This window comes from Variovorax sp. AC103 (assembly GCF_979254005.1).
Genome location: NZ_CEEDFC010000001.1, coordinates 478,777 through 497,543, shown reverse-complemented (window position 1 = coordinate 497,543; position 18,767 = coordinate 478,777). Strand labels below are relative to the sequence as shown.

The 18,767-nt window shown below is 63.6% G+C and carries 15 protein-coding genes; 12 read left to right on the top strand and 3 right to left on the bottom strand.

Annotated elements, in window-relative coordinates; translation table 11 throughout:
* Positions 1-42 precede the first annotated feature (42 nt).
* The gene (locus AC0IYU_RS02240) at positions 43-624 is read left to right on the top strand and encodes a superoxide dismutase (protein WP_472112547.1); all 582 of its coding nucleotides are present in this window, start codon (positions 43-45) and stop codon (positions 622-624) included.
* Between the two features lie 69 nt (positions 625-693).
* Here AC0IYU_RS02240 and AC0IYU_RS02235 read toward each other — a convergent pair whose 3' ends face one another.
* The 3 genes from AC0IYU_RS02235 to AC0IYU_RS02225 all read right to left on the bottom strand — a co-directional run bounded on the left by AC0IYU_RS02235 (position 694) and on the right by AC0IYU_RS02225 (position 1,932).
* Positions 694-1,152 (bottom strand): DUF192 domain-containing protein, encoded by a 459-nt coding sequence (locus AC0IYU_RS02235; protein WP_472112544.1) that lies wholly within the window; start codon positions 1,150-1,152, stop codon positions 694-696.
* A gap of 98 nt (positions 1,153-1,250) precedes the next feature.
* The gene (locus tag AC0IYU_RS02230; protein ID WP_472112541.1) at positions 1,251-1,457 is read right to left on the bottom strand and encodes a hypothetical protein; all 207 of its coding nucleotides are present in this window, start codon (positions 1,455-1,457) and stop codon (positions 1,251-1,253) included.
* 151 nt (positions 1,458-1,608) lie between these two features.
* Complete coding sequence (locus AC0IYU_RS02225; RefSeq protein ID WP_435487091.1) at positions 1,609-1,932, bottom strand: cell envelope biogenesis protein TolA; 324 nt, start codon at positions 1,930-1,932, stop codon at positions 1,609-1,611.
* Positions 1,933-2,151: 219 nt separating this feature from the next.
* On the opposite strand from AC0IYU_RS02225, the gene icd reads away from it, so the two are divergent.
* The 11 genes from icd (at position 2,152) to AC0IYU_RS02170 (ending at position 18,748) form a co-directional block, all read left to right on the top strand.
* Positions 2,152-3,411, top strand: coding sequence for an NADP-dependent isocitrate dehydrogenase (gene icd, locus AC0IYU_RS02220; RefSeq protein ID WP_472112538.1), 1,260 nt, complete (start codon positions 2,152-2,154; stop codon positions 3,409-3,411).
* Positions 3,412-3,779: 368 nt separating this feature from the next.
* The gene (tssH, locus tag AC0IYU_RS02215; RefSeq protein ID WP_472112535.1) at positions 3,780-6,494 is read left to right on the top strand and encodes a type VI secretion system ATPase TssH; all 2,715 of its coding nucleotides are present in this window, start codon (positions 3,780-3,782) and stop codon (positions 6,492-6,494) included.
* Positions 6,495-6,569: 75 nt separating this feature from the next.
* Positions 6,570-7,127, top strand: a complete 558-nt coding sequence (gene tssB / locus AC0IYU_RS02210; RefSeq protein WP_472112532.1) for a type VI secretion system contractile sheath small subunit — start codon at positions 6,570-6,572, stop codon at positions 7,125-7,127.
* A gap of 23 nt (positions 7,128-7,150) precedes the next feature.
* Entirely contained in the window at positions 7,151-8,653 is a 1,503-nt protein-coding gene (gene tssC, locus AC0IYU_RS02205) for a type VI secretion system contractile sheath large subunit (protein WP_472112530.1), read from the top strand.
* Positions 8,654-8,775: 122 nt separating this feature from the next.
* Complete coding sequence (locus tag AC0IYU_RS02200) at positions 8,776-9,261, top strand: Hcp family type VI secretion system effector (protein WP_472112527.1); 486 nt, start codon at positions 8,776-8,778, stop codon at positions 9,259-9,261.
* 131 nt (positions 9,262-9,392) lie between these two features.
* Positions 9,393-9,932, top strand: a complete 540-nt coding sequence (gene tssJ / locus AC0IYU_RS02195; RefSeq protein ID WP_472112524.1) for a type VI secretion system lipoprotein TssJ — start codon at positions 9,393-9,395, stop codon at positions 9,930-9,932.
* 32 nt (positions 9,933-9,964) lie between these two features.
* Complete coding sequence (tssK, locus tag AC0IYU_RS02190) at positions 9,965-11,320, top strand: type VI secretion system baseplate subunit TssK (protein ID WP_472112521.1); 1,356 nt, start codon at positions 9,965-9,967, stop codon at positions 11,318-11,320.
* Positions 11,321-11,473: 153 nt separating this feature from the next.
* Positions 11,474-12,847, top strand: coding sequence for a type VI secretion system protein TssL, long form (gene tssL, locus AC0IYU_RS02185; RefSeq protein ID WP_472112519.1), 1,374 nt, complete (start codon positions 11,474-11,476; stop codon positions 12,845-12,847).
* Positions 12,848-12,867: 20 nt separating this feature from the next.
* On the top strand, positions 12,868-16,896 hold the full coding sequence (gene tssM / locus AC0IYU_RS02180) for a type VI secretion system membrane subunit TssM (protein WP_472112516.1): 4,029 nt from the start codon (positions 12,868-12,870) through the stop codon (positions 16,894-16,896).
* Positions 16,875-17,645 carry a type VI secretion system-associated protein TagF gene (gene tagF, locus AC0IYU_RS02175; RefSeq protein WP_472112513.1) on the top strand — a complete coding sequence of 257 codons (771 nt, stop codon included), beginning with the start codon at positions 16,875-16,877 and terminating at the stop codon, positions 17,643-17,645. The genes tssM and tagF overlap by 22 nt, the downstream gene beginning before the upstream one ends.
* Positions 17,642-18,748, top strand: coding sequence for a TagK domain-containing protein (locus AC0IYU_RS02170; RefSeq protein ID WP_472112511.1), 1,107 nt, complete (start codon positions 17,642-17,644; stop codon positions 18,746-18,748). Before tagF ends, AC0IYU_RS02170 begins: the two co-directional genes overlap by 4 nt.
* The last annotated feature ends 19 nt before the right edge of the window (positions 18,749-18,767 follow it).

The window sequence follows — 18,767 nt, the reverse complement described above, 5'->3', positions numbered from 1 at the left end:
CTAGAATCCCTGTTTCCCCACAACCAAACCACGAGAAAAACCATGGAACATGTGCTCCCACCCCTGCCGTATGCGCTCGACGCACTGGCACCCGAGTATTCGAAGGAAACCCTCGAGTACCACTACGGCAAGCACCACAACGCTTACGTGGTGAACCTCAACAACCTGCAAAAGGGCACCGAGTTCGAAGCCCTGACGCTGGAAGAAATCGTCAAGAAGGCCAGCGGCGGCATCTACAACAACGCCGCGCAGATCTGGAACCACACCTTCTTCTGGAACTGCATGAAGCCGCAGGGCGGCGGTGCACCGACGGGCGCGCTGGCCAAGGCCATCGATGCCAAGTGGGGCAGCTACGACGCGTTCAAGGAAGCCTTCGTGAAATCGGCCGTGGGCAACTTCGGTTCGGGCTGGACGTGGCTGGTGAAGAAGGCCGACGGTTCGGTGGACATCGTGAACACCGGCGCCGCCGGCACGCCGCTGACCACCGCAGACACCGCGCTGCTGACCGTGGACGTCTGGGAGCACGCCTACTACATCGACTACCGCAACCTGCGTCCGAAGTTCGTCGAGACCTTCCTGGCCAAGCTGGCCAACTGGGACTTCGCGGCGAAGAACTTCGGCTGATCCTGGTTGTCGCCAATGAAAAAGCCGACCCGAGGGTCGGCTTTTTTGCGGGCTGCAGGCAGTGGATGCTCAGCGTTTGGTGGCTGTGAACAACTCGCCGCCGAGTTTGGCACCCTTCTTGATGTTCTTCTTGACGAACCAGCCCTGGTTCATCTCGAGCACGTAACGCACCGGCTCCAATGAGCAATGCGAGTTCTCGGTCATGGGCTGCATGTCGACCAGGTTGACGATGCGACCATCATCGGCGACGAAGGCGGCAGTGAGCGGCAGGATCGTGTTGCGCATCCAGAAGCACTGCGTTGCAGGCTGCTCGAACACGAAGATCATGCCTTCGGCCTGCGGCATTTCCTTGCGGAACATCAAGCCGATTTCACGCTGCTGCGGCGTTTGCGCGATCTGCGCATCGATCTTGTACAGGCCAACTGACAACTGCGTGCGTGGCAGGTCGGTCTGGGGTTGCTGCTGGGCGTGCGCCGACATCATGAAGGACGCAGACACGAGGAGCAGGGCGGCGAAACGCTGGAACATCGGACAACTCTTTCAGGGCGGGATCAAAGCCCGGCCTTCATCAAAACAACCCAATAAAAATGCCCGCTGGTGCGGGCATTGCCGGTGAGCGAGAAAGCTTACACCTTCTTGGCGGTGGCCGTGTGGGCCTTGGCGACGTGGCGAACCTTCTGCTTCTTGACCGCGACGTGCTTCTTGGCAGACACGTGCTTGGCAACCTTGGGGGCGGCAGGAGCGGCAGGAGCGGCGGTCGTCGGCGCAGCTTGTTGGGCGAAAGCACCGGCAGCGAAGAGGCCGGCGACCAGGGCTGCGAGCAGCTTGTTCATGAAGAAATCCTTTGAAATACGTTGATCTGGATTGCCCTTCCTGCGGAAGGTACACATTCAACGGAAGCTGCTTCGGCTGGTTGACAGTTGTTTCTGTACCCAAGACGAAAAAAAAGCGCTCCGAAGAGCGCTTTTTTGTGCGGCCCGCCAATTACTTGGGGGTAGCGCCTTGGGTCGACTTGCGCTTGATGCTGCCGTCCTTGTTGCGACGACGCTGGTCGCGGGTTTCAGCACGCTTCTCGCCGGAGGCTGCAGCCTTGTCGGCACCGATGGCGCCGCCTTCGGGGGTCTTGGCTTCGTCGCCAGCGGGAGCGGCAACCTTGCCAGCAGGCTTGGAAGCCTTCTTGGCTTCGGCACGTTGCTGCGACTTGCTGTTGGTGGCGTTACCTTGTTCGGGCGTCGTACCAGCCGGGTTTTGGGCATAGGCGCCAGCGGCAAACAGGCCGGCGATCATGACTGCGAGAATTTTGCTCATTGATGATTCCTCTATCGAGAATTGGTTGGAAACGCCTCCCGGCGAGCAGAAGGTCAGCCACTAACGAGGCCGATGGCCTTACGGTTGACAAACGCTTGCTGATGGGTTGCGTCTAAAATGTACAGCGATTTGTTCGCGGGCTGTACAGCGAATCCACGCCGTGTCTGAATTCGCTGACAGTCGTCAAAATTAAGTCAATCCCGGAGTCATCCCCCCCTCATGTCCAGTTATCAGCACATCAAGGTCCCGACCGAAGGTCAGAAGATCACGGTCAACGCAGACAACTCGCTCAATGTGCCTGACGAACCGGTCATTCCCTTCATCGAAGGCGATGGCACCGGTCTGGACATCACCCCCGTCATGCTGAAGGTGGTGGACGCCGCAGTGGCCAAGGCCTACGGCGGCAAGAAAAAGATTCACTGGATGGAGGTCTACGGCGGCGAAAAGGCGACCAAGGTCTACGGCCCCGACGTGTGGCTGCCCGAAGAAACGCTGCACGCCGTTCGGGACTACGTCATCTCCATCAAGGGCCCGCTCACCACGCCCGTCGGCGGCGGCATCCGCTCGCTGAACGTCGCGTTGCGCCAGGAACTCGATCTTTACGTGTGCCTTCGCCCCATCAGGTACTTCAACGGCGTGCCCAGCCCGGTGCGCGAGCCGCACAAGACCAACATGGTGATCTTTCGCGAGAACTCCGAAGACATCTATGCCGGCATCGAATTCGAAGCCGAAAGCGACAAGGCCAAGAAGCTCATCAAGTTCCTGCAGGACGAAATGGGCGTCAAGAAGATCCGCTTCCCCAACACCTCGGGCATCGGCGTCAAGCCCGTGTCGATCGAGGGCACCGAGCGCCTCGTGCGAAAGGCGCTGCAGTACGCCATCGACAACGACAAGCCCAGCGTCACCCTGGTGCACAAGGGCAACATCATGAAGTTCACCGAAGGTGGCTTTCGCGACTGGGGCTATGACCTGGCCGCCAAGGAGTTCGGCGCCGAGCTGATCGACGGCGGCCCGTGGATGAAGTTCAAGAGCCCGAAGACGGGCAAGGACATCACCGTCAAGGACAGCATCGCCGACGCCTTCCTGCAACAAATCTTGCTGCGTCCCGCCGAGTACAGCGTGATCGCCACGCTCAACCTCAACGGCGACTACGTGTCTGACGCATTGGCTGCGCAGGTCGGTGGCATCGGCATCGCCCCTGGCGCGAACATGAGCGACACCGTGGCCATGTTCGAGGCCACCCACGGCACGGCCCCCAAGTACGCCGGCAAGGACTATGTGAACCCCGGCTCCGAAATCCTCTCCGCCGAGATGATGCTGCGGCACATGGGTTGGAAGGAAGCCGCCGACCTGATCATCAGTGCGATGGAGAAGTCGATTGCCAGCAAGAAGGTCACTTATGACTTCGCGCGGCTGATGGATGGCGCCACGCAGGTGAGCTGCTCAGGCTTCGGGCAAGTCATGATCGACAGCATGTAGCTGTTTTCCATTTGCCGATGTCTTGCGACATCGACTGCAAGGCTCTTGAACTTCCGAGGCGGAATTCAAGAGCCTTTTTATTTGTTCACCAGGCGTCGCCTCGTCCTGCGATCGATACTTTAGTAATAGGTAAAAACGGCGGCACTGGACAAACTTCACGGATTGATCTGCTCCTTTTCTGAGTTAACTATTGGTAGAAACTGTGCGTCTCCGGCACCCGCGGAAGGCACCCAGAATCGCGCTCATTCCAGAAAGCATAGGGAGTGCGGAGTGGTCAAAAAGAGCGCGAAAACAAAGGTGAGGGTGTTGGGTTCGGCGGGCATGTCGGGCGGGGCTGTTGCGCCGCATGCCCAGTCTGGAAGCACCCCATGACGATCGCGCGCCGAGCGCTGTTCGGCAAGCTCAACCTCACCCTGTTTCGCGGCATCGAGTCCGCTACGGCTTTCGCCAGGTTGAGAGGCAATCCCTGCGTCGAGCTGACGCATTGGATTCATCAGCTCTGGCAACTCAGCGACAGCGATCTGCATCGCGTTTGCCACCACTACAAGGTCGATTCGCAAGCCGTCGAGAAAGACCTCGCAGCCGCGTTGTCGGCATTGCCATCGGGTGCTACCGCGCTGTGTGACTTCTCCCATCACATCGAGACGGTCATCGAGCGTGCGTGGGTGCTGTCCAGCCTCGAGTTCGGCGATCGCAGCATCCGGGGCGCATGGCTGCTGTGCGCGCTGTTGCAAACGCCCGAGCTGCGTCGCGCGCTGCTCAACATTTCGCCTGCATTCCAGCGCATTCCCGAGAGTCAGTTGGCCGCCTCGCTCGGGGCCCTCATCGCCGGCTCCCCCGAAGAACACGAAGGCCCGCATGACGGCTCTGGCCTGACGCCTGCGATGCCTGGGGAAGCCAGTGGCGCCATGGCTGCTTCCTCCGCCGGCTCGCCCGCCTTGGAAAAGTACTGCACCGATCTGACCGAACGCGCGCGCAGCGGTCAGATTGATCCGGTGATCGGTCGCGCGCACGAAATTCGCACGATGGTCGACATCCTGCTGCGCCGCCGACAGAACAATCCATTGCTGACAGGGGAGGCCGGCGTGGGCAAGACGGCGGTGGTCGAAGGGCTGGCCTTGGCCATTGCCGGCGGCGAGGTGCCGCCAACGCTGCGCGATGCACGCCTGCTGAGCCTCGATGTCGGGGCCCTGCTGGCCGGTGCCAGCATGCGGGGCGAGTTCGAATCGCGCCTGAAATCGTTGCTCCACGAAGCGGGCAGCTCGGCTCAGCCGGTCATTCTCTTCATCGACGAAGTCCACACCTTGATCGGCGCGGGCGGGTCGGCCGGCACCGGCGATGCGGCGAATCTGCTCAAGCCCGCACTCGCGCGCGGCACGCTGCGCACCGTCGGGGCTACGACATGGAGCGAGTACAAGCGCCATATCGAGAAGGACCCGGCACTGACCCGTCGCTTCCAGACCTTGCAGGTCGCGGAGCCTCAGGAAGCTGCCGCCATCGAGATGGTGCGCGGGCTGGTTGCCACGTTTGCCGCGCATCATGGCGTGACAGTGCTCGACGAGGCGGTGAGGGCTGCGGTCATGCTCTCTCACCGCTACATCCCTGCGCGACAACTGCCCGACAAGGCGATCAGCCTTCTCGACACCGCATGTGCGCGCGTGGCCATGTCGCTGCACACCCCGCCGCCGGTGGTCGATCGACTCCGTGCGCAAATTTCGGCGCTGCATATCGAACTCCATCTGCTGGCGCAGGAGCGTGCTGTCGTGCAGGGCAGCGAGGCCCGGCTGAAGGCCGTCGATGCAGCGAGATCAAGACTGGTGCTTGCAACCAATGAGCTGGCATCCCAAGAGGCGAGATGGCAAGACGAGTTGGCCGCCGTCCAGCAGATTCACGCATTGAGGAAGAGTGAGGGAGAGCGCGAAGAAGAGCGCAGAGAAGAGGCGGGCTGCGCCGGGGGCATGCCGCTTCCGGTGCAGCTCATCGCCCTGGAGCAGGACCTTGTCTCGCGGCAGCAAAACATGCCGCTGATATTTTCCCAAGTCGATGAATCCGTGGTCGCATCCGTCGTGGCTGACTGGACCGGTATTCCTGTCGGACGCATGGTGAAGGACGACGTCGCGGCCATCTTCAGCCTGCAGCCCAACCTGGAAGCGCGGGTCATCGGGCAGGACCATGCGCTTGCCGCGATCGCAGAGCGTGTGCAGATTGCGCGCGCGCGCCTTGCGGATCCGCACAAGCCGGTGGGTGTGTTTTTGCTCGTCGGGCCATCGGGTGTCGGCAAGACCGAAACGGCATTGGCATTGGCGCAGGCCATGTACGGTGGCGAGCAGAACCTCATCACCATCAACATGGGCGAGTTTCAGGAGCCGCATACCGTGTCCACCCTGAAGGGTTCGCCCCCGGGGTACGTGGGTTATGGCGAGGGCGGCGTCTTGACAGAGGCCGTGCGGCGCAAGCCTTACAGCGTGATCCTTCTGGACGAGATCGAGAAAGCCCACCCCGACGTCCACGAAATCTTCTACCAGGTGTTCGACAAAGGCTGGATGGAAGACGGCGAGGGCCGGCACATCGATTTCAGGAACACCACGATCCTGCTGACGAGCAACACGGGGTCGGAGCTCATTTCCGCTCTTTGCGACGGGGTAGCAGTCGTCCCCGACGTCGATGCCTTGCGGGAGCTGATGCAACCAGTTCTGCGCACCGTCTTTCCGGCCGCATTCCTGGGCCGCCTGTCCGTCGTGCCCTACCTGCCTCTGGGCGTCAGTGCCCTGGCCGAGATCGTTGCACTGCATCTGGCCAGGGTGGTCGATCGCATGAAAGAGCAGCACGGCATCGAGCTGACCTACACGTCCGCCCTCGTGGCCGAGGTCATCGAGCGATGCGACACCCATGAAGCCGGCGCGCGCCGCCTGATCGGCTTCATCGAGCAGAAGCTGCTGCCCATGTTGTCGCGGCAATGGCTCGACGCCTTGCGCGAAAGGCGAACGATCACACGAGTGTCGGTCGACGTCAGGGGCGACGCGCCCGCCAGCCAGGATTCGCAAGGAGGTGGCGCCATCGTCTGTCACGCCGAGTACGCCTGATTTTCCCGGGCCGGCGCGCTTCACGCAGCGCTCGCGTCCGATTTCCGTTTCGTCTTTTTTCAGCAGGGAGTTTTCATGGCCAACAACAACAGCAGTCAGAAGTTCATCGCCCGCAATCGGGCGCCACGCGTGCAGATCGAGTACGACGTCGAGATCTATGGATCGGAAAAAAAGATCGAGCTGCCCTTTGTCATGGGCGTGCTCGCCGACCTTTCAGGCAAGCCAGTCGAGGCCCTGCCGCCGGTCGCCGAACGCAAGTTCCTCGACATCGACATCGACAACTTCGACGAGCGCATGAAGGCGATCCAGCCGCGGGTCGCGTTCGCCGTGCCCAACACGCTGACGGGCGAAGGCCAGCTCATGGTCGACATCACGTTCGAAAGCATCGAAGACTTTTCGCCGGCAGCTGTGGCGCGCAAGGTCGAACCCCTCAGCCGACTGCTCGAAGCGCGCACCCAGCTCGCCAACCTTCAGACCTACATGGACGGCAAGGCTGGAGCGGAAGGTCTGGTCAACAAGCTCCTGCAAGACCCGGCGCTCATGAAGTCGCTGGCCCAGGCGCCCAAGCCTCGCGGTCCTGTTGGCGAAGCGCGTGCCAGCACCGACGAATCCACCGCCGAATCGGCGTCCTGACCCCTTCGCACCGAACTTAAAAAATGACCACCAACAGCGATCAAGTGCTCCACGCGAACCCGGCGGCGCGCTACGACCACCCCTCCGACTTCGCGTCCCTGCTGGACATGGAGTTCAAGCCCAAGACCGAAGAGGCCCGAGACGCCGTCGAAGCGGCCGTGCGCACGCTGGCCGAACAGGCGCTCGTCAACGCGGCGACCATGACGGACGATGCCTACAGCAGCATCGAAGCCATCATTGCCGAGATCGACCGCAAGCTCTCCGAGCAGATCAACCTCGTGCTGCACAAGGACGATTTCCAGAAGGTCGAGTCTGCCTGGCGCGGCATGCATCACCTGGTCTACAACACCGAGACGGACGAGAAGCTGAAGATCCGCTTCATGGATCTGTCGAAGGACGAAATGCGCCGCACCATGCGCCGCCACAAGGGCATCGCATGGGATCAAAGCCCCATCTTCAAGCGCGTCTACGAGGAGGAGTACGGCCAACTCGGCGGCGAACCCTACGGTTGCCTTGTGGCCGACTACTACTTCGACCATACGCCCCCCGACGTCGAATTGCTCGGCGCCATCGCGCGAATCTCGGCGGCCTCGCACGCGCCGTTCATTGCGGGCTCCGCGCCGTCGCTGCTGGGCATGGAGTCGTGGCAGGAGCTTGCGAATCCCCGCGACCTGGCCAAGATCACGTCGAACCTCGAGCATGCGCCCTGGAATTCGTTGCGCAGCACCGAAGACTCGCGCTACGTCGGGCTCGCCATGCCGCGCTTTCTCTCGCGCCTGCCGTATGGCGCCAAGACCAATCCGGTCGACGAATTCGACTTCGAGGAACAAACCGAAGGCGCCGATCACCGCAACTATGTGTGGAGCAACGCGGCTTATGCCATGGCCGTCAACATCAACCGCAGCTTCAAGCTCTACGGCTGGTGCACCATGATCCGCGGCGTGGAATCCGGCGGCACGGTAGAGAACCTGCCGTGCCACACCTTCCCCACCGACGACGGTGGATTCGACATGAAGTGCCCGACCGAGATCGCCATCTCCGATCGCCGCGAGGCCGAACTCGCCAAGGCCGGCCTGATTCCTCTGGTACACCGCAAGAACACGGACCATGCGGCCTTCATCGGCGCGCAATCGATGCAGAAGCCGCAGGAATACATGGACCCCGACGCAACGGCCAACGCCAACCTGTCGGCCCGGCTGCCCTATCTGTTTGCCAGCACCCGTTTCGCGCACTACCTGAAGTGCATCGTGCGCGACAAGATCGGCTCGTTCAAGGAGCGCGAGGACATGCAGCGCTGGCTCAACGAATGGATCATGCATTACGTCGATGCCGACCCCGCCAACTCTTCGCAGGAGACCAAGGCGCGCAGGCCGCTCGCCGCTGCCGAAGTGGTGGTGGAAGACATCGAGGGCAATCCGGGCTACTACAGCGCCAAGTTTTTCCTGCGGCCGCACTTCCAGCTCGAAGGCCTCACCGTTTCACTTCGGCTCGTGGCCAAGCTGCCGTCGCTCAAGGAAGCCGCCTGATTCCAGGCGCTGCACATCAATCGAGGAAGTGGCACGCAGATGCCACCGGCCAATTCGTTCAAAAGCGCTGTCAACGGCGCTTGAGCATCTGTCACATCACAAAACAAGTTCAGGGAGTTTTCATGGCACAAGACATTTTTCTGAAGATCAACGGCATCGAAGGTGAGTCGCAGGACACCGACCACAAGAACGAAATCGAGGTGCTGGCCTTCAACTGGAAAGCCTTCCAGGAATCCACCATGCATGCGGGTTCGGGAGGCGGCGCCGGCAAGGCCACCGTCGAAGACCTCGAATTCGATCACTACGTGGACCGCTCGAGCCCCAACCTCATGAAGTACTGCCTCACGGGCAAGCACGTCCAGGAGGCGAAGCTCACCGTCCGCAAAGCCGGCGGCAATCCACTGGAGTACCTGAAGTTCACGTTCTCCGACGTGATCATCACGGCCATCCAGCCTTTCGGCTCGAATGCCGACGAGATGCGCGTCAAGGAGCGCGTGCGCCTGTCATTCTCGAAGATCAAGCAGGAATACGCGGTGCAGAACGCCCAAGGCGGCAGTGGCGGCGCGGTGACTGCCGGCTACGACATCAAGGGCAACAAGGAGTCCTGAGTCTTCTTCGCCGGGGTTTTGGAGCCCCTCCAGACGTTCCCGGTTCGGGGGCGGGTCGTGCACGTTGCTGCGCGGCCCGCAACCGGTGCGGCCTTTTCGACGACCCGACTTCGCTCTCCACTCTGCTTGATATGGTCTTCAACGTGCCCGATCTCCGGTGGCTTTCCGCTGTGCATGCGTTCTCGGTCATGGCGCTCACGCTGGCTGTGGCGCTGCCTTCCCGCGCCCAGTTTTCATACCCCAGGGAGCAGACCAAACTCGACATCACGATCACGGCGGACGCGGGGCTCAACCCCGACGACAAGGGGCGGGCGGCCCCGATCCTGGTGCGTATCTACGAGCTGAAGTCCGAGGGCACCTTCGAGTCGGCCGACTACTTCTCGCTCAACGCCAACGACAAGAGCGTCATCGGCAGCGACCTGTTGGTCCGCGACGAATTCGTCCTCCGCCCGGGAGACGTTAAGACCCTGCGTCGCAAATCGCATCCCGACCTGGGCGCCATTGGCGTCATTGCGGGCTACCGGGAGCTTGCGCAAGCCGACTGGCGCGCGGTCCTGAAGATCGATCCAGCGCCCGAAGTCGCATGGTACCGATCGGTCATGCCGGCCAACAAGATCAAGCTGCAGATCGATCTGCAGCCCAAGGGCATCCAGCTCATCACCCTCAAGTGAGCCCCAGGGCTCTCAAGCACAACGGACCATTCATGAGCTGGTACAACAAAGTCGCCTGGAGCGAAGGTCTTTTCCTGCGTCCACAGCTGTTTCAGCAGCAGGAGCGTTACCTCGAACATCTCGCGCACAAGCGGGCGGGCTCGCTCGGCCCCTTCTACTGGGGCTTCACGCACTACGGCATCGACGCCGAGTCCCTGTCGCTGGGCAAGCTCGTGCTCGGCAGCGCCGCGGGTATTTTTTCCGATGGCACGCCTTTCGATGCCCCGGGTCAGACGCTGCCGCCTGCGCCGCTCACCATCCTGCCGGAGCATCTGGAGCAGGTCATCTACCTCGCCGTGCCCATTCGTACGCCCAATGGCGAGGAAACCACCTTCGACGATGTCGCGGCATCCAGCGCTTCGCTCGCACGTTTTTCGGTGTTCGACACCGAACTGCGCGACGCCAACTCCGTCGGGCAAGGGCCCAAGACGGTCCAGCTGTCCAGGCTGCGCCTGCGGCTGCTGCCGCAGCGCGAACTCACCGATGCCTGGATCGGACTTCCAATCGCAAAGGTCACGGTCCTGCGGTCCGATGGCAGCATCGCGATCGACCCCCATCTGATCCCGCCCGTCTCCGGCTATGGCGCAAGTCCGTTGCTGACCGACTGGATCACCAATTTGCACGGTCTGTGCAGGCTGCGCGCCCAGTCGCTGGCAGGCCGTCTCAGCGGCAACGACGGCAAGTCGAGCGAATCCGCCGAGGTGTCCGACTTTCTGCTGCTGCAGATCCTCAACCGCTACGAGCCCTTGTTCGAGCACTGGTTGCGTGTGCGGGAAACTTCTCCTGAGGGGGTCTACACAGCGCTGCGCACATTCAGCGGAGAACTCTCCACCTTCGTGCGCGCGAGCACGCGGCGGCCCCAGGCCCACCCGCCTTACCAGCATATCGACCCGTACCTTTCCTTCAAGGAACTGATAGGCGATGCGCAGGCCTTGCTGAACGACGTGTTGGTGCGCAGTGCGCAGAGCATTCCACTGGCCAACCGCGCCAACGGCGTGCGTGTTGCCAGCGTCGAACCGTCGGAGCTCCAGGGCTTTTCCAGCCTGGTGTTTGCTATCGCTGCACACATTCCGCCCGATCAGCTGGCGAGCCAATTTCCTGCACGTTGCAAGGTCGGGCCCAGCGACCGGCTGGCCGAACTCATCCGGTCGCACCTGCCGGGCATCCCGCTGCAAACCCTGCCGGTGCCGCCGCGCCAGATTCCATTCAACGCGGGCTTCGTCTATTTCCAGATCGACCCGCGTGGCCCGCTGTGGGAACACATGGTCAAGCACGGCGGCCTCGCGTTGCATGTGGCTGGCGAGTTTCCAGGCCTGCGAATGGAACTCTGGGGCGTGCGCGAGAAGTGACCTACCGGAGTTGCTCATGACCACAAGCCCGCAGAAGAAACACGTCCAAGTGCCCGACGGGCGTGCGGCATCCGTGAACGAGTTCGCCAAGTGCAAGGCCTGGCCTGGCTCATCTTTCCGTTCCGCCCGGCCCCTTCATTCTTGAACGCACCCATGCTCCACAACGAAGAACGCGACGATACCCACGGAGGCGGCGACAGGCGCGAGCCCCATGGCGACCCTCTGGACGGGGCACCCGTGCCTGACGGTCGAGCCGACGGCCCGAGGCTTGTTCCGGAATCCTCGTCGCAAGAGCGGTTGGCCGCTGTCGCAGCTGCCCAGAACCCGCTGCTCGAAGCAGCACAGCCCTTGCTGCGCGCACTTGCCGACATGCCCGCGCAGCTGAGCGACGAAGGCGTGACCGTCTTGCACCGCCTGCTGGAGCGCGAAGTTGCGCGCTTTCAGTCCATCTGCAGCAGTGCGCTCGTCAAGCACGAGCATGTGGTGGCGGCGAGCTATTCCTTGTGCACTGCGCTCGACGAAGCCGCCAACAGCACCGATTGGGGCGGCGGCACGGGCACGGAGGCGGGCATCTGGGCCAACCAGCAGTTGGCTGCCAAGTTTCACGGTGATACCAAGGGTGGCGACAAGTTCTTTCTGCTGGTCGGCCGCCTGGCAGCCAGTCCGCAGGAGCACATCGATCTGCTCGAGCTGATGTACCAGATCCTCGGCCTCGGCTTCGAGGGGCGCTTCAGCACTGCAACCGACGGGCGCAGGCAACTGGAGACAGTTCGGCACCGGCTGTTCGGCCTGCTGGGTACGGCGCGGGGGGACGTTCCGCAGGACCTGTCCCCGCACTGGAAGGGCGTGGGCGCAGGCAAGTTTCGGCTCTTGCGCAGCGTGCCGGTGTGGGTGACGGCGTCGCTGCTGACGCTGATCCTGTTCGGCCTTTTTGCTTGGTACAAGTACCAGCTTCTGCAACTTGGTGCGAACGTGGAAGAGCGTATTGCGGCCATTGGCCGCATGCGGCCGCCGCCTTCCCCCCCGGTCAAGCCATTGCGCTTGAAGGAGCTTCTTGCACCCGAAATCGCACGCGGCACGGTCAGCGTCGACGAAGACGAGCGGCGCAGTGCTGTCACCTTCAAGGGCGACGACATGTTCGTGCCGGGGCAGGCACGCGTGAGCGCGAAGATCCTCCCGGTGCTGGCCAAGGTCGCCGACGAAATCAACCAGGTCTCGGGTTCGGTGAAGGTCACAGGGCATTCGGACAACCAGCCCATCCGCACCCGCGAGTTTCCCAACAACCAGGTGTTGAGCGAAAAGCGCGCGGCAGCCGTGGCGGCTGCTCTGCAGGGCGCCGGCGTGGTGGCATCCCGACTCCAGATCGAAGGGCGCGGCGACACGATGCCGATCTCCGACAACGCCACCGCCACCGGCCGAGCCAGGAATCGCCGGGTCGACATCGTCGTCACGCAAGGCGACGGCAGCACTGCCGGGTCGTTTGTGCCAAAGGCCGCCACTGCCGTCACGCGCGCAACCCGTCGCTAGAGGCAGGTCAGAAAGCTCTCATGCAATACCTCAAACAGTTCGCGACTTTTCTTTTTTCGCGCCAGATGCTCGCGTTCGTGGCCATGGTGCTGCTGGCACTGGCGGTCTGGTTCATCGGGCCCTTGCTTGCCGTCGACGGATTGCGTCCATTGGCGACGGTGGGGGTGCGCGTCACCCTCATCGTGCTGCTTCTGGTGCTCGGCATCCTCTGGCTGGTTTCGGGCCCCTACAGCCTCGTGGGAATCGCCGCGCTCTGCCTGCTGGTATGGCACGCAGGGCCTCTGCTGGCCGTCGGAGCGGCCAAGCCGCTGGCACCGGTGTGGGTGCGCGCGGCAATCATTTGTGTGGTCCTTTTGTCGTGCGCGCTCTACTGGCTCTATCGCCTGTGGCAAGCCTTGCGCGACAACCAGGATCTCCTCGCCAAGTTCCTCAGCTTTGGCCGGGATTCGGGCAAGGACGAGACGGCGAAGGAAGAAATCAAGACGCTCACTGCCGCCGTCAACAGGGCTCTCGCGCAGTTGAGAGGCCTGCGCGCACGCGGCGGCCTGTTCCGCTGGCTCGAGGGCAAGCGGCATCTGTACGAGCTGCCCTGGTACATGATCGTCGGCAGCCCCGGCGCCGGCAAAACCACGGCGTTGCTCAATGCCGGACTGCAGTTTCCATTGGCCGGTCAGACTGGCCCTGCGTCGAAGCGCATGGTGCTCACTTCCCGCGGCGGCACATTGCACACGGATTGGTGGTTCACGAACGAGGCGGTGCTGATCGACACCGCCGGCCGTTACACCACCCAGGAAAGCAATCCCGTCACCGATCCGGTCGAATGGCGCGGCTTTCTTGGCCTGTTGCGCAAACACCGCCCGCGCGCCCCGCTCAACGGCGTGATCGTTGCGCTCGATGTGTCAGAACTCCTGACCATGACCGTCTTGGAACGTGCCGAGCAAGCCGGCCGGGTGCGCGACCGGCTCGCCGACCTGCGCGAGGAATTGGGCATCCGTTTTCCGGTGTATGTCGTCGTCACGAAGGTAGACCTGTTGCGCGGATTCGGCGAGTACTTCCAATCGCTCACCAGCGAGGGGCGTACCCAGGCCTGGGGCTTCACCTTGCCTTTCACGGGCATCAAGAGCACCCGGGCGGGTGCGCAGGGGCGCGCGGCCTTGCGCACACAGATCGAGGTGGAACTGGCGCTGCTTCATGACCGGGTTGCCGCCGGATTGCGCTCCCGTCTGAACGAAGAGTTCGATATTGACCGCCGCAAGCGCCTGTTCGCCTTGCCGCAGGAACTGGCGGGCCTGGCCGAGCCACTGGTCCCGATGCTCGACGAGATTTTCCTGGCTTCTCGCTTCGACCGGACGCAGTTGCACGACACGCTGCGCGGCGTCTATTTCACGAGCGGCGCACAAACCGACCTGGACCTTCCCGCCGTTCCGGACACCTTGTTCCAGCGGCTTCAGCGCAGCCTGGGCGTGCCGCAGCGCAAGGCGGCCGACTCGACGCCCAGCTTCGGGCAGCAGGGCTTCTTTCTCCAGGACGTGCTGACCAAGGTCATCATTCCCGAAGCGCACTTGGTGCGGCCGAACCTGCGCTGGGAGTTTCGCTTCAGGCTGCTGCGCCTGTCGGGGCACGCGCTGTGCGTCGTGATCTTTCTCTGGCTGTCCGGGGCGCTGGCGCTGAGCTTCGGTAACAACCATCGGTATCTGAACAGCGTGGGTCAGCGCGCGGACGTGCTGTCTGGCCAGGTTCGCGCGTTGTACGCCAGTTTCAAGCCGGCAGGCGTTCCCGACGTGCTCAACAGTGCCAGCGAACTGCCGGCCCACCCGGGGCTCGACATCGACAGCCCGCCGGGCAGTTTCCAGTACGGCCTTTACACCGTGCCTCCGGTGGTGGGTGCAACAAGCGAGGCCTACGCACAGCTGCAGGACCACATGTTGGTTCCGACGATCCTGAAGCGCATGGAAGCCGTCCTGGCGCAGGGTGTGAAAGACGGTGATGCCAAGACCGTCTATGAAACGCTTCGGGTCTACAAGCTGCTGCACGACCGGGAGCGGTACATGAAGGGTGGGGCGCGGGACGTTCGCAACTGGGTGCTCAAGGACTGGGAGACGGCCGACAGCGCCGCGGCCTTCGGTGGGCGTGCTTCGATGGTCGGCCACGTGACAGCCCTTTTTTCAGGTGAGCGCCCGGTGCAGTCGGCGTCATTGCCCAACGAGGGACTGGTACGCGCCGTACAGGATTTTCTCGACAGCAACACCTCGACCCGGCGCGTCTACGAACGCGCCAAGGCCGCCATGCTGCCAGACGCACCGCAGGAATTCACGTTGATCCGAGCGGTCGGGCCGCAGGCAGGTACCGTGTTCTCGCGCGCCGGCGGACTGCCGCTCGAAAAAGGCATTCCGGGTCTTTTTACCTACGACGGCTATCACGACGTCTTCGACAAGCGCCTGTCCGAGTTCGTCGGCCGGGCGCTCGACGACGATGCCTGGGTGATGGGGCGCGGGGCTGCATCCCCAGCAGTTGCGGGAGGCGTCGGCAAGAAGGCTGTAGCGCTGCTGGACGACACGGCGCGCAAGCTGCAGAACGATCCCCTGCTCGAAGACATCCGTCGTCAGTACCTGAACGAGTACGCCCGGCACTGGGAGACCTTCCTTGATTCGGTGCGCACGGTCAGCGCCAGCGATGCCACCGGCACCAGCCTGGGCTTCGATCTGAACGTGCTGCGCCAGTTCGCCGCGCCCGATTCGCCGTTGGCGCGGTTGGCGCGCGCGGCAGCCAGGGAGACGACACTGTCGCGCCCGCTGGTCGTTCGCGCGCAGGAGGAGAAAGGCTTTCTCGACAAGGCCACCGACGAGCTCAACAAGCAGACGGGCGCATTGGGCAGAAACCTCGGTATTCGCGCGGAAGAGCGGCTCGAAAAGCAGATCGTCGACAGCCGCTTCGCCGCGCTTCGGGAAGTGGTCACGGGACAACCCGACATCGGCGCAGGCAGTGTCGGTGCAGCCGGTGCCAAGCCCGGGCTGGAAACCATCTCCGGTCTTGTCAACGAGTTCTACACCTTGCTGGTTGTCGCGGACACGGCGCTTGCGGCCGGCAGCTTGCCGCCCGGCGGCAGTGAAGTCGGCGCGCGCCTGAAGCTGGAGGCCGGGAAACTCCCGGCGCCTTTCCGTGAGGTACTGACCGCACTGGCCACCAGCGGCGGCGACAAGGTCGTGCTGGGCACCGCAGGCATCCTGCGCAGCCAGGCCCAGTTGCAGCTCGACCGCATCATGGGCCTGATGGCCATGCAGGTCAGCGAACCCTGCAAGCGAGGCGTGGAAGGCCGCTATCCGCTCGCCGCGGTGGCGCAGGACGCTTCGATCGAAGACTTCACCCTGGTGTTTTCCGCTGGCGGTGCCGCCGACGAGTTCTTCAACAAGTACCTGGCGTCGTATGTAGACACCAGCGTGCGTCCGTGGCGCTACAAGGACCCGAACACGGCCAACGCCATGGTCGGCGCGGAAGGCGCTGCCCAGGGCGTGGCCCCCGCGCCCGCCACCACCGGCCCGACCTTGCTGGGCGAGCTGCTCAAGCTGCTGGCCCAGAGCGGGCCGAACCTCGATGCGTTCTATCGGGCGCAGCAGATCCGCGACCTGTTCTTTCGCGACGCCGGCGGAAAGAAATTCGCCTGGAAGATGGATCTGCGCGTGCTCGAGCTCGAACCGGGCATCACCGACCTGGTCATCGACATCGACGGACAGGGCCAACGCTACGTGCATGGTCCGGTCCAGGCCCTTCCCGTGAGTTGGCCCGGACCCCGCGGCGGCGCCATGGCGGAGATCACCGCCAACCCTCGCGTTTCCGGACCGACCTCGACCGTGCTGGTCAACGGTCCGTGGGCACTCTTCCGGCTGCTCGAGAAAGGGCGCATCGTGAACACCGCGACGCCGGGCCGATTGAGCGTGGAGTACACCTTCGACGGACGCAAGGCGCTGATCGACATCAACGCCGCAAGCCAGCCCAATCCGCTGGGCAGCGATGTGCTGAAGGGCTTTCGTTGCCCCGGCAGGGCGGCCTGATCGTGTGGGCGCGACTGCTCGATGTCTGGGGCATCACGCCGCCGGCCATCTGGGGGAAATTGCCGAATCACGCGGATTTCGTGCGAAGTGGCATGCGTCACGGTGAGCTGGAAGCATGGGCGTCCTGGCTGGACGGCCAGGCCCCGAATGCGGGTGCCGACGCGTCGGCCAAGGCCGTTGCCCTGCCTGCTGCCTTTGTCTTGCCGCCCGGCACCCTGGCATTTGCGCAGCGCCGGTTCGTGCTGGGTGTGATTGCGCCGTCGATCGACAGGGTAGGGCGCCACCATCCGTTGGTGGTCTACCAGCAAGCCCATCCGCGCTGGGTGCTGAAACACTTCGAGGTCCAACTGCGGCAGCCACGCGACTGGCAGTTCTGGCTGGCCCGCGCGGTGGCGCGTCACACGCGTGCGGAAGGGCCAGCCGATCTGGCCGCGATCGAGCGCACGGTGAAGGCGTTGTGGCGCGATCAGAGGCACGCGCCGACAGCGGCGGGTATTCCGGCCTGCAACGAATTCGAGGCCGCGGTGCGCGTCCGCCGCACACAAGGGCTGCTCGACCAGTGGGCAGGCGCTGCGCCCCAGGACGAACTGGGTGGCCAACTGCATGGCGTTCGCTTCCTGCCGTGGGCCGACTGGCCACAGCGCCTGTCGGGTGCATGCGTCGAGAGTGCGTTCTGGCAGCAGGACGTTCATGGGCGTTTCGTGGGCGCGGCCAACCGGCTGCAAAAACTGTGGGGCGGCGTGCCATGAACACCGAACGTCCTGCGGATGCTTCCCCGAAAGAGAGCGAGCAGCCCGCGCCCCTGCGCCTTCGACTGGCGCACAGCGGCGGCGAGGCGCGCTGCGGCGTGCTGTGCATCCCCGTGGGCGGCTCGGGAATGAGCGACGCGCTGACGTTGAGCGGTGAGCGTCACAGCGATGCCCAATGGCGCCTGGCCAACCTGTGCCGCATTCAATGGGACAACGGTCACGGCCGCTGGCAACTGTTGAACAACAGCCACACGCTGCTGTGCGTGCGCAATGGGCAGCGCGTGCCGCCCGCGTGCCCCGTGCCCGTCGCCGCAGGCGATGTGCTGGAGCTGGGCCTGTTGCGCTTCGTGGTGGAACCTTGGAACGACCCGTCCATCGCGCACGAGCCTGCCATCGTCGCAGACCAGGTGGACAGGGCCGCGACACCCGATGAACACACCGCGCCAAGTTTCGATTGGCACGATCTGGCCGGTTGCCCGCAGGACAGTGGCGTCATCGGTTCCCAGGATGGTGCGCACATCGATCCCTTCGCCGTGCTCGGGATTGCAGGTGCGCAGTCTCGCTCCACGGCAGACGTGCTGACAGCCTTGCTGGGCGAGTCGCCGCCGCCCGAGCGGCGCGCAATGCCCGCGGTCCGCGCTGAAATATCGCTGACCGCTCCTGGCGGCCCCAAGTCCTTGCTCGACGACCTGAACGATGAATTCGTGCGCGTCGTCAGCGATCCTGATCAGCTTGCCGGTCGTACCGACTGGGAGGGCATCTTCGCCATCGACGGCGAGCCCGCGCCCACGCTGGACGAACTCAGCAAGCAGGCCGAACCCTATCCCTTGCTGCGCGACATCGTGCTGCCGCGAGAGGGCATCGACCGAATCATCGATGGCTTCGAACCGCTCGACCGATCCACGTTGCTCGACGCGCCGAACACGGAAGACGTGCTGAGCCTGTTCGCTCCCGAACTGGCGCGCGATGCGCAGACCGCGTTGCCCAGCCTGACGCGCAGCGAGCACCACCAACTGTCGCCTGACAGCCATGTCCGCATCGGCACGGCCCGTGCCATCGCGAACGGCCACGGCAACGACAGCGACAAGGGAGGCGCCGCGTGAAGCCGGACGCCGGACTGGC

Coding starts and splice junctions, on each gene's coding strand:
- AC0IYU_RS02240 (WP_472112547.1), top strand. CDS start 43: ATGGAACATGTGCTCCCACCCCTGCCGTATGCGCTCGACGCACTGGCA.
- tssK (WP_472112521.1), top strand. CDS start 9,965: ATGAGCTGGTACAACAAAGTCGCCTGGAGCGAAGGTCTTTTCCTGCGT.
- tssC (WP_472112530.1), top strand. CDS start 7,151: ATGACCACCAACAGCGATCAAGTGCTCCACGCGAACCCGGCGGCGCGC.
- tssB (WP_472112532.1), top strand. CDS start 6,570: ATGGCCAACAACAACAGCAGTCAGAAGTTCATCGCCCGCAATCGGGCG.
- icd (WP_472112538.1), top strand. CDS start 2,152: ATGTCCAGTTATCAGCACATCAAGGTCCCGACCGAAGGTCAGAAGATC.
- tssJ (WP_472112524.1), top strand. CDS start 9,393: ATGGTCTTCAACGTGCCCGATCTCCGGTGGCTTTCCGCTGTGCATGCG.
- AC0IYU_RS02235 (WP_472112544.1), bottom strand. CDS start 1,152: ATGTTCCAGCGTTTCGCCGCCCTGCTCCTCGTGTCTGCGTCCTTCATG.
- tssH (WP_472112535.1), top strand. CDS start 3,780: ATGACGATCGCGCGCCGAGCGCTGTTCGGCAAGCTCAACCTCACCCTG.
- tssL (WP_472112519.1), top strand. CDS start 11,474: ATGCTCCACAACGAAGAACGCGACGATACCCACGGAGGCGGCGACAGG.
- AC0IYU_RS02230 (WP_472112541.1), bottom strand. CDS start 1,457: ATGAACAAGCTGCTCGCAGCCCTGGTCGCCGGCCTCTTCGCTGCCGGT.
- AC0IYU_RS02170 (WP_472112511.1), top strand. CDS start 17,642: ATGAACACCGAACGTCCTGCGGATGCTTCCCCGAAAGAGAGCGAGCAG.
- AC0IYU_RS02225 (WP_435487091.1), bottom strand. CDS start 1,932: ATGAGCAAAATTCTCGCAGTCATGATCGCCGGCCTGTTTGCCGCTGGC.
- tssM (WP_472112516.1), top strand. CDS start 12,868: ATGCAATACCTCAAACAGTTCGCGACTTTTCTTTTTTCGCGCCAGATG.
- AC0IYU_RS02200 (WP_472112527.1), top strand. CDS start 8,776: ATGGCACAAGACATTTTTCTGAAGATCAACGGCATCGAAGGTGAGTCG.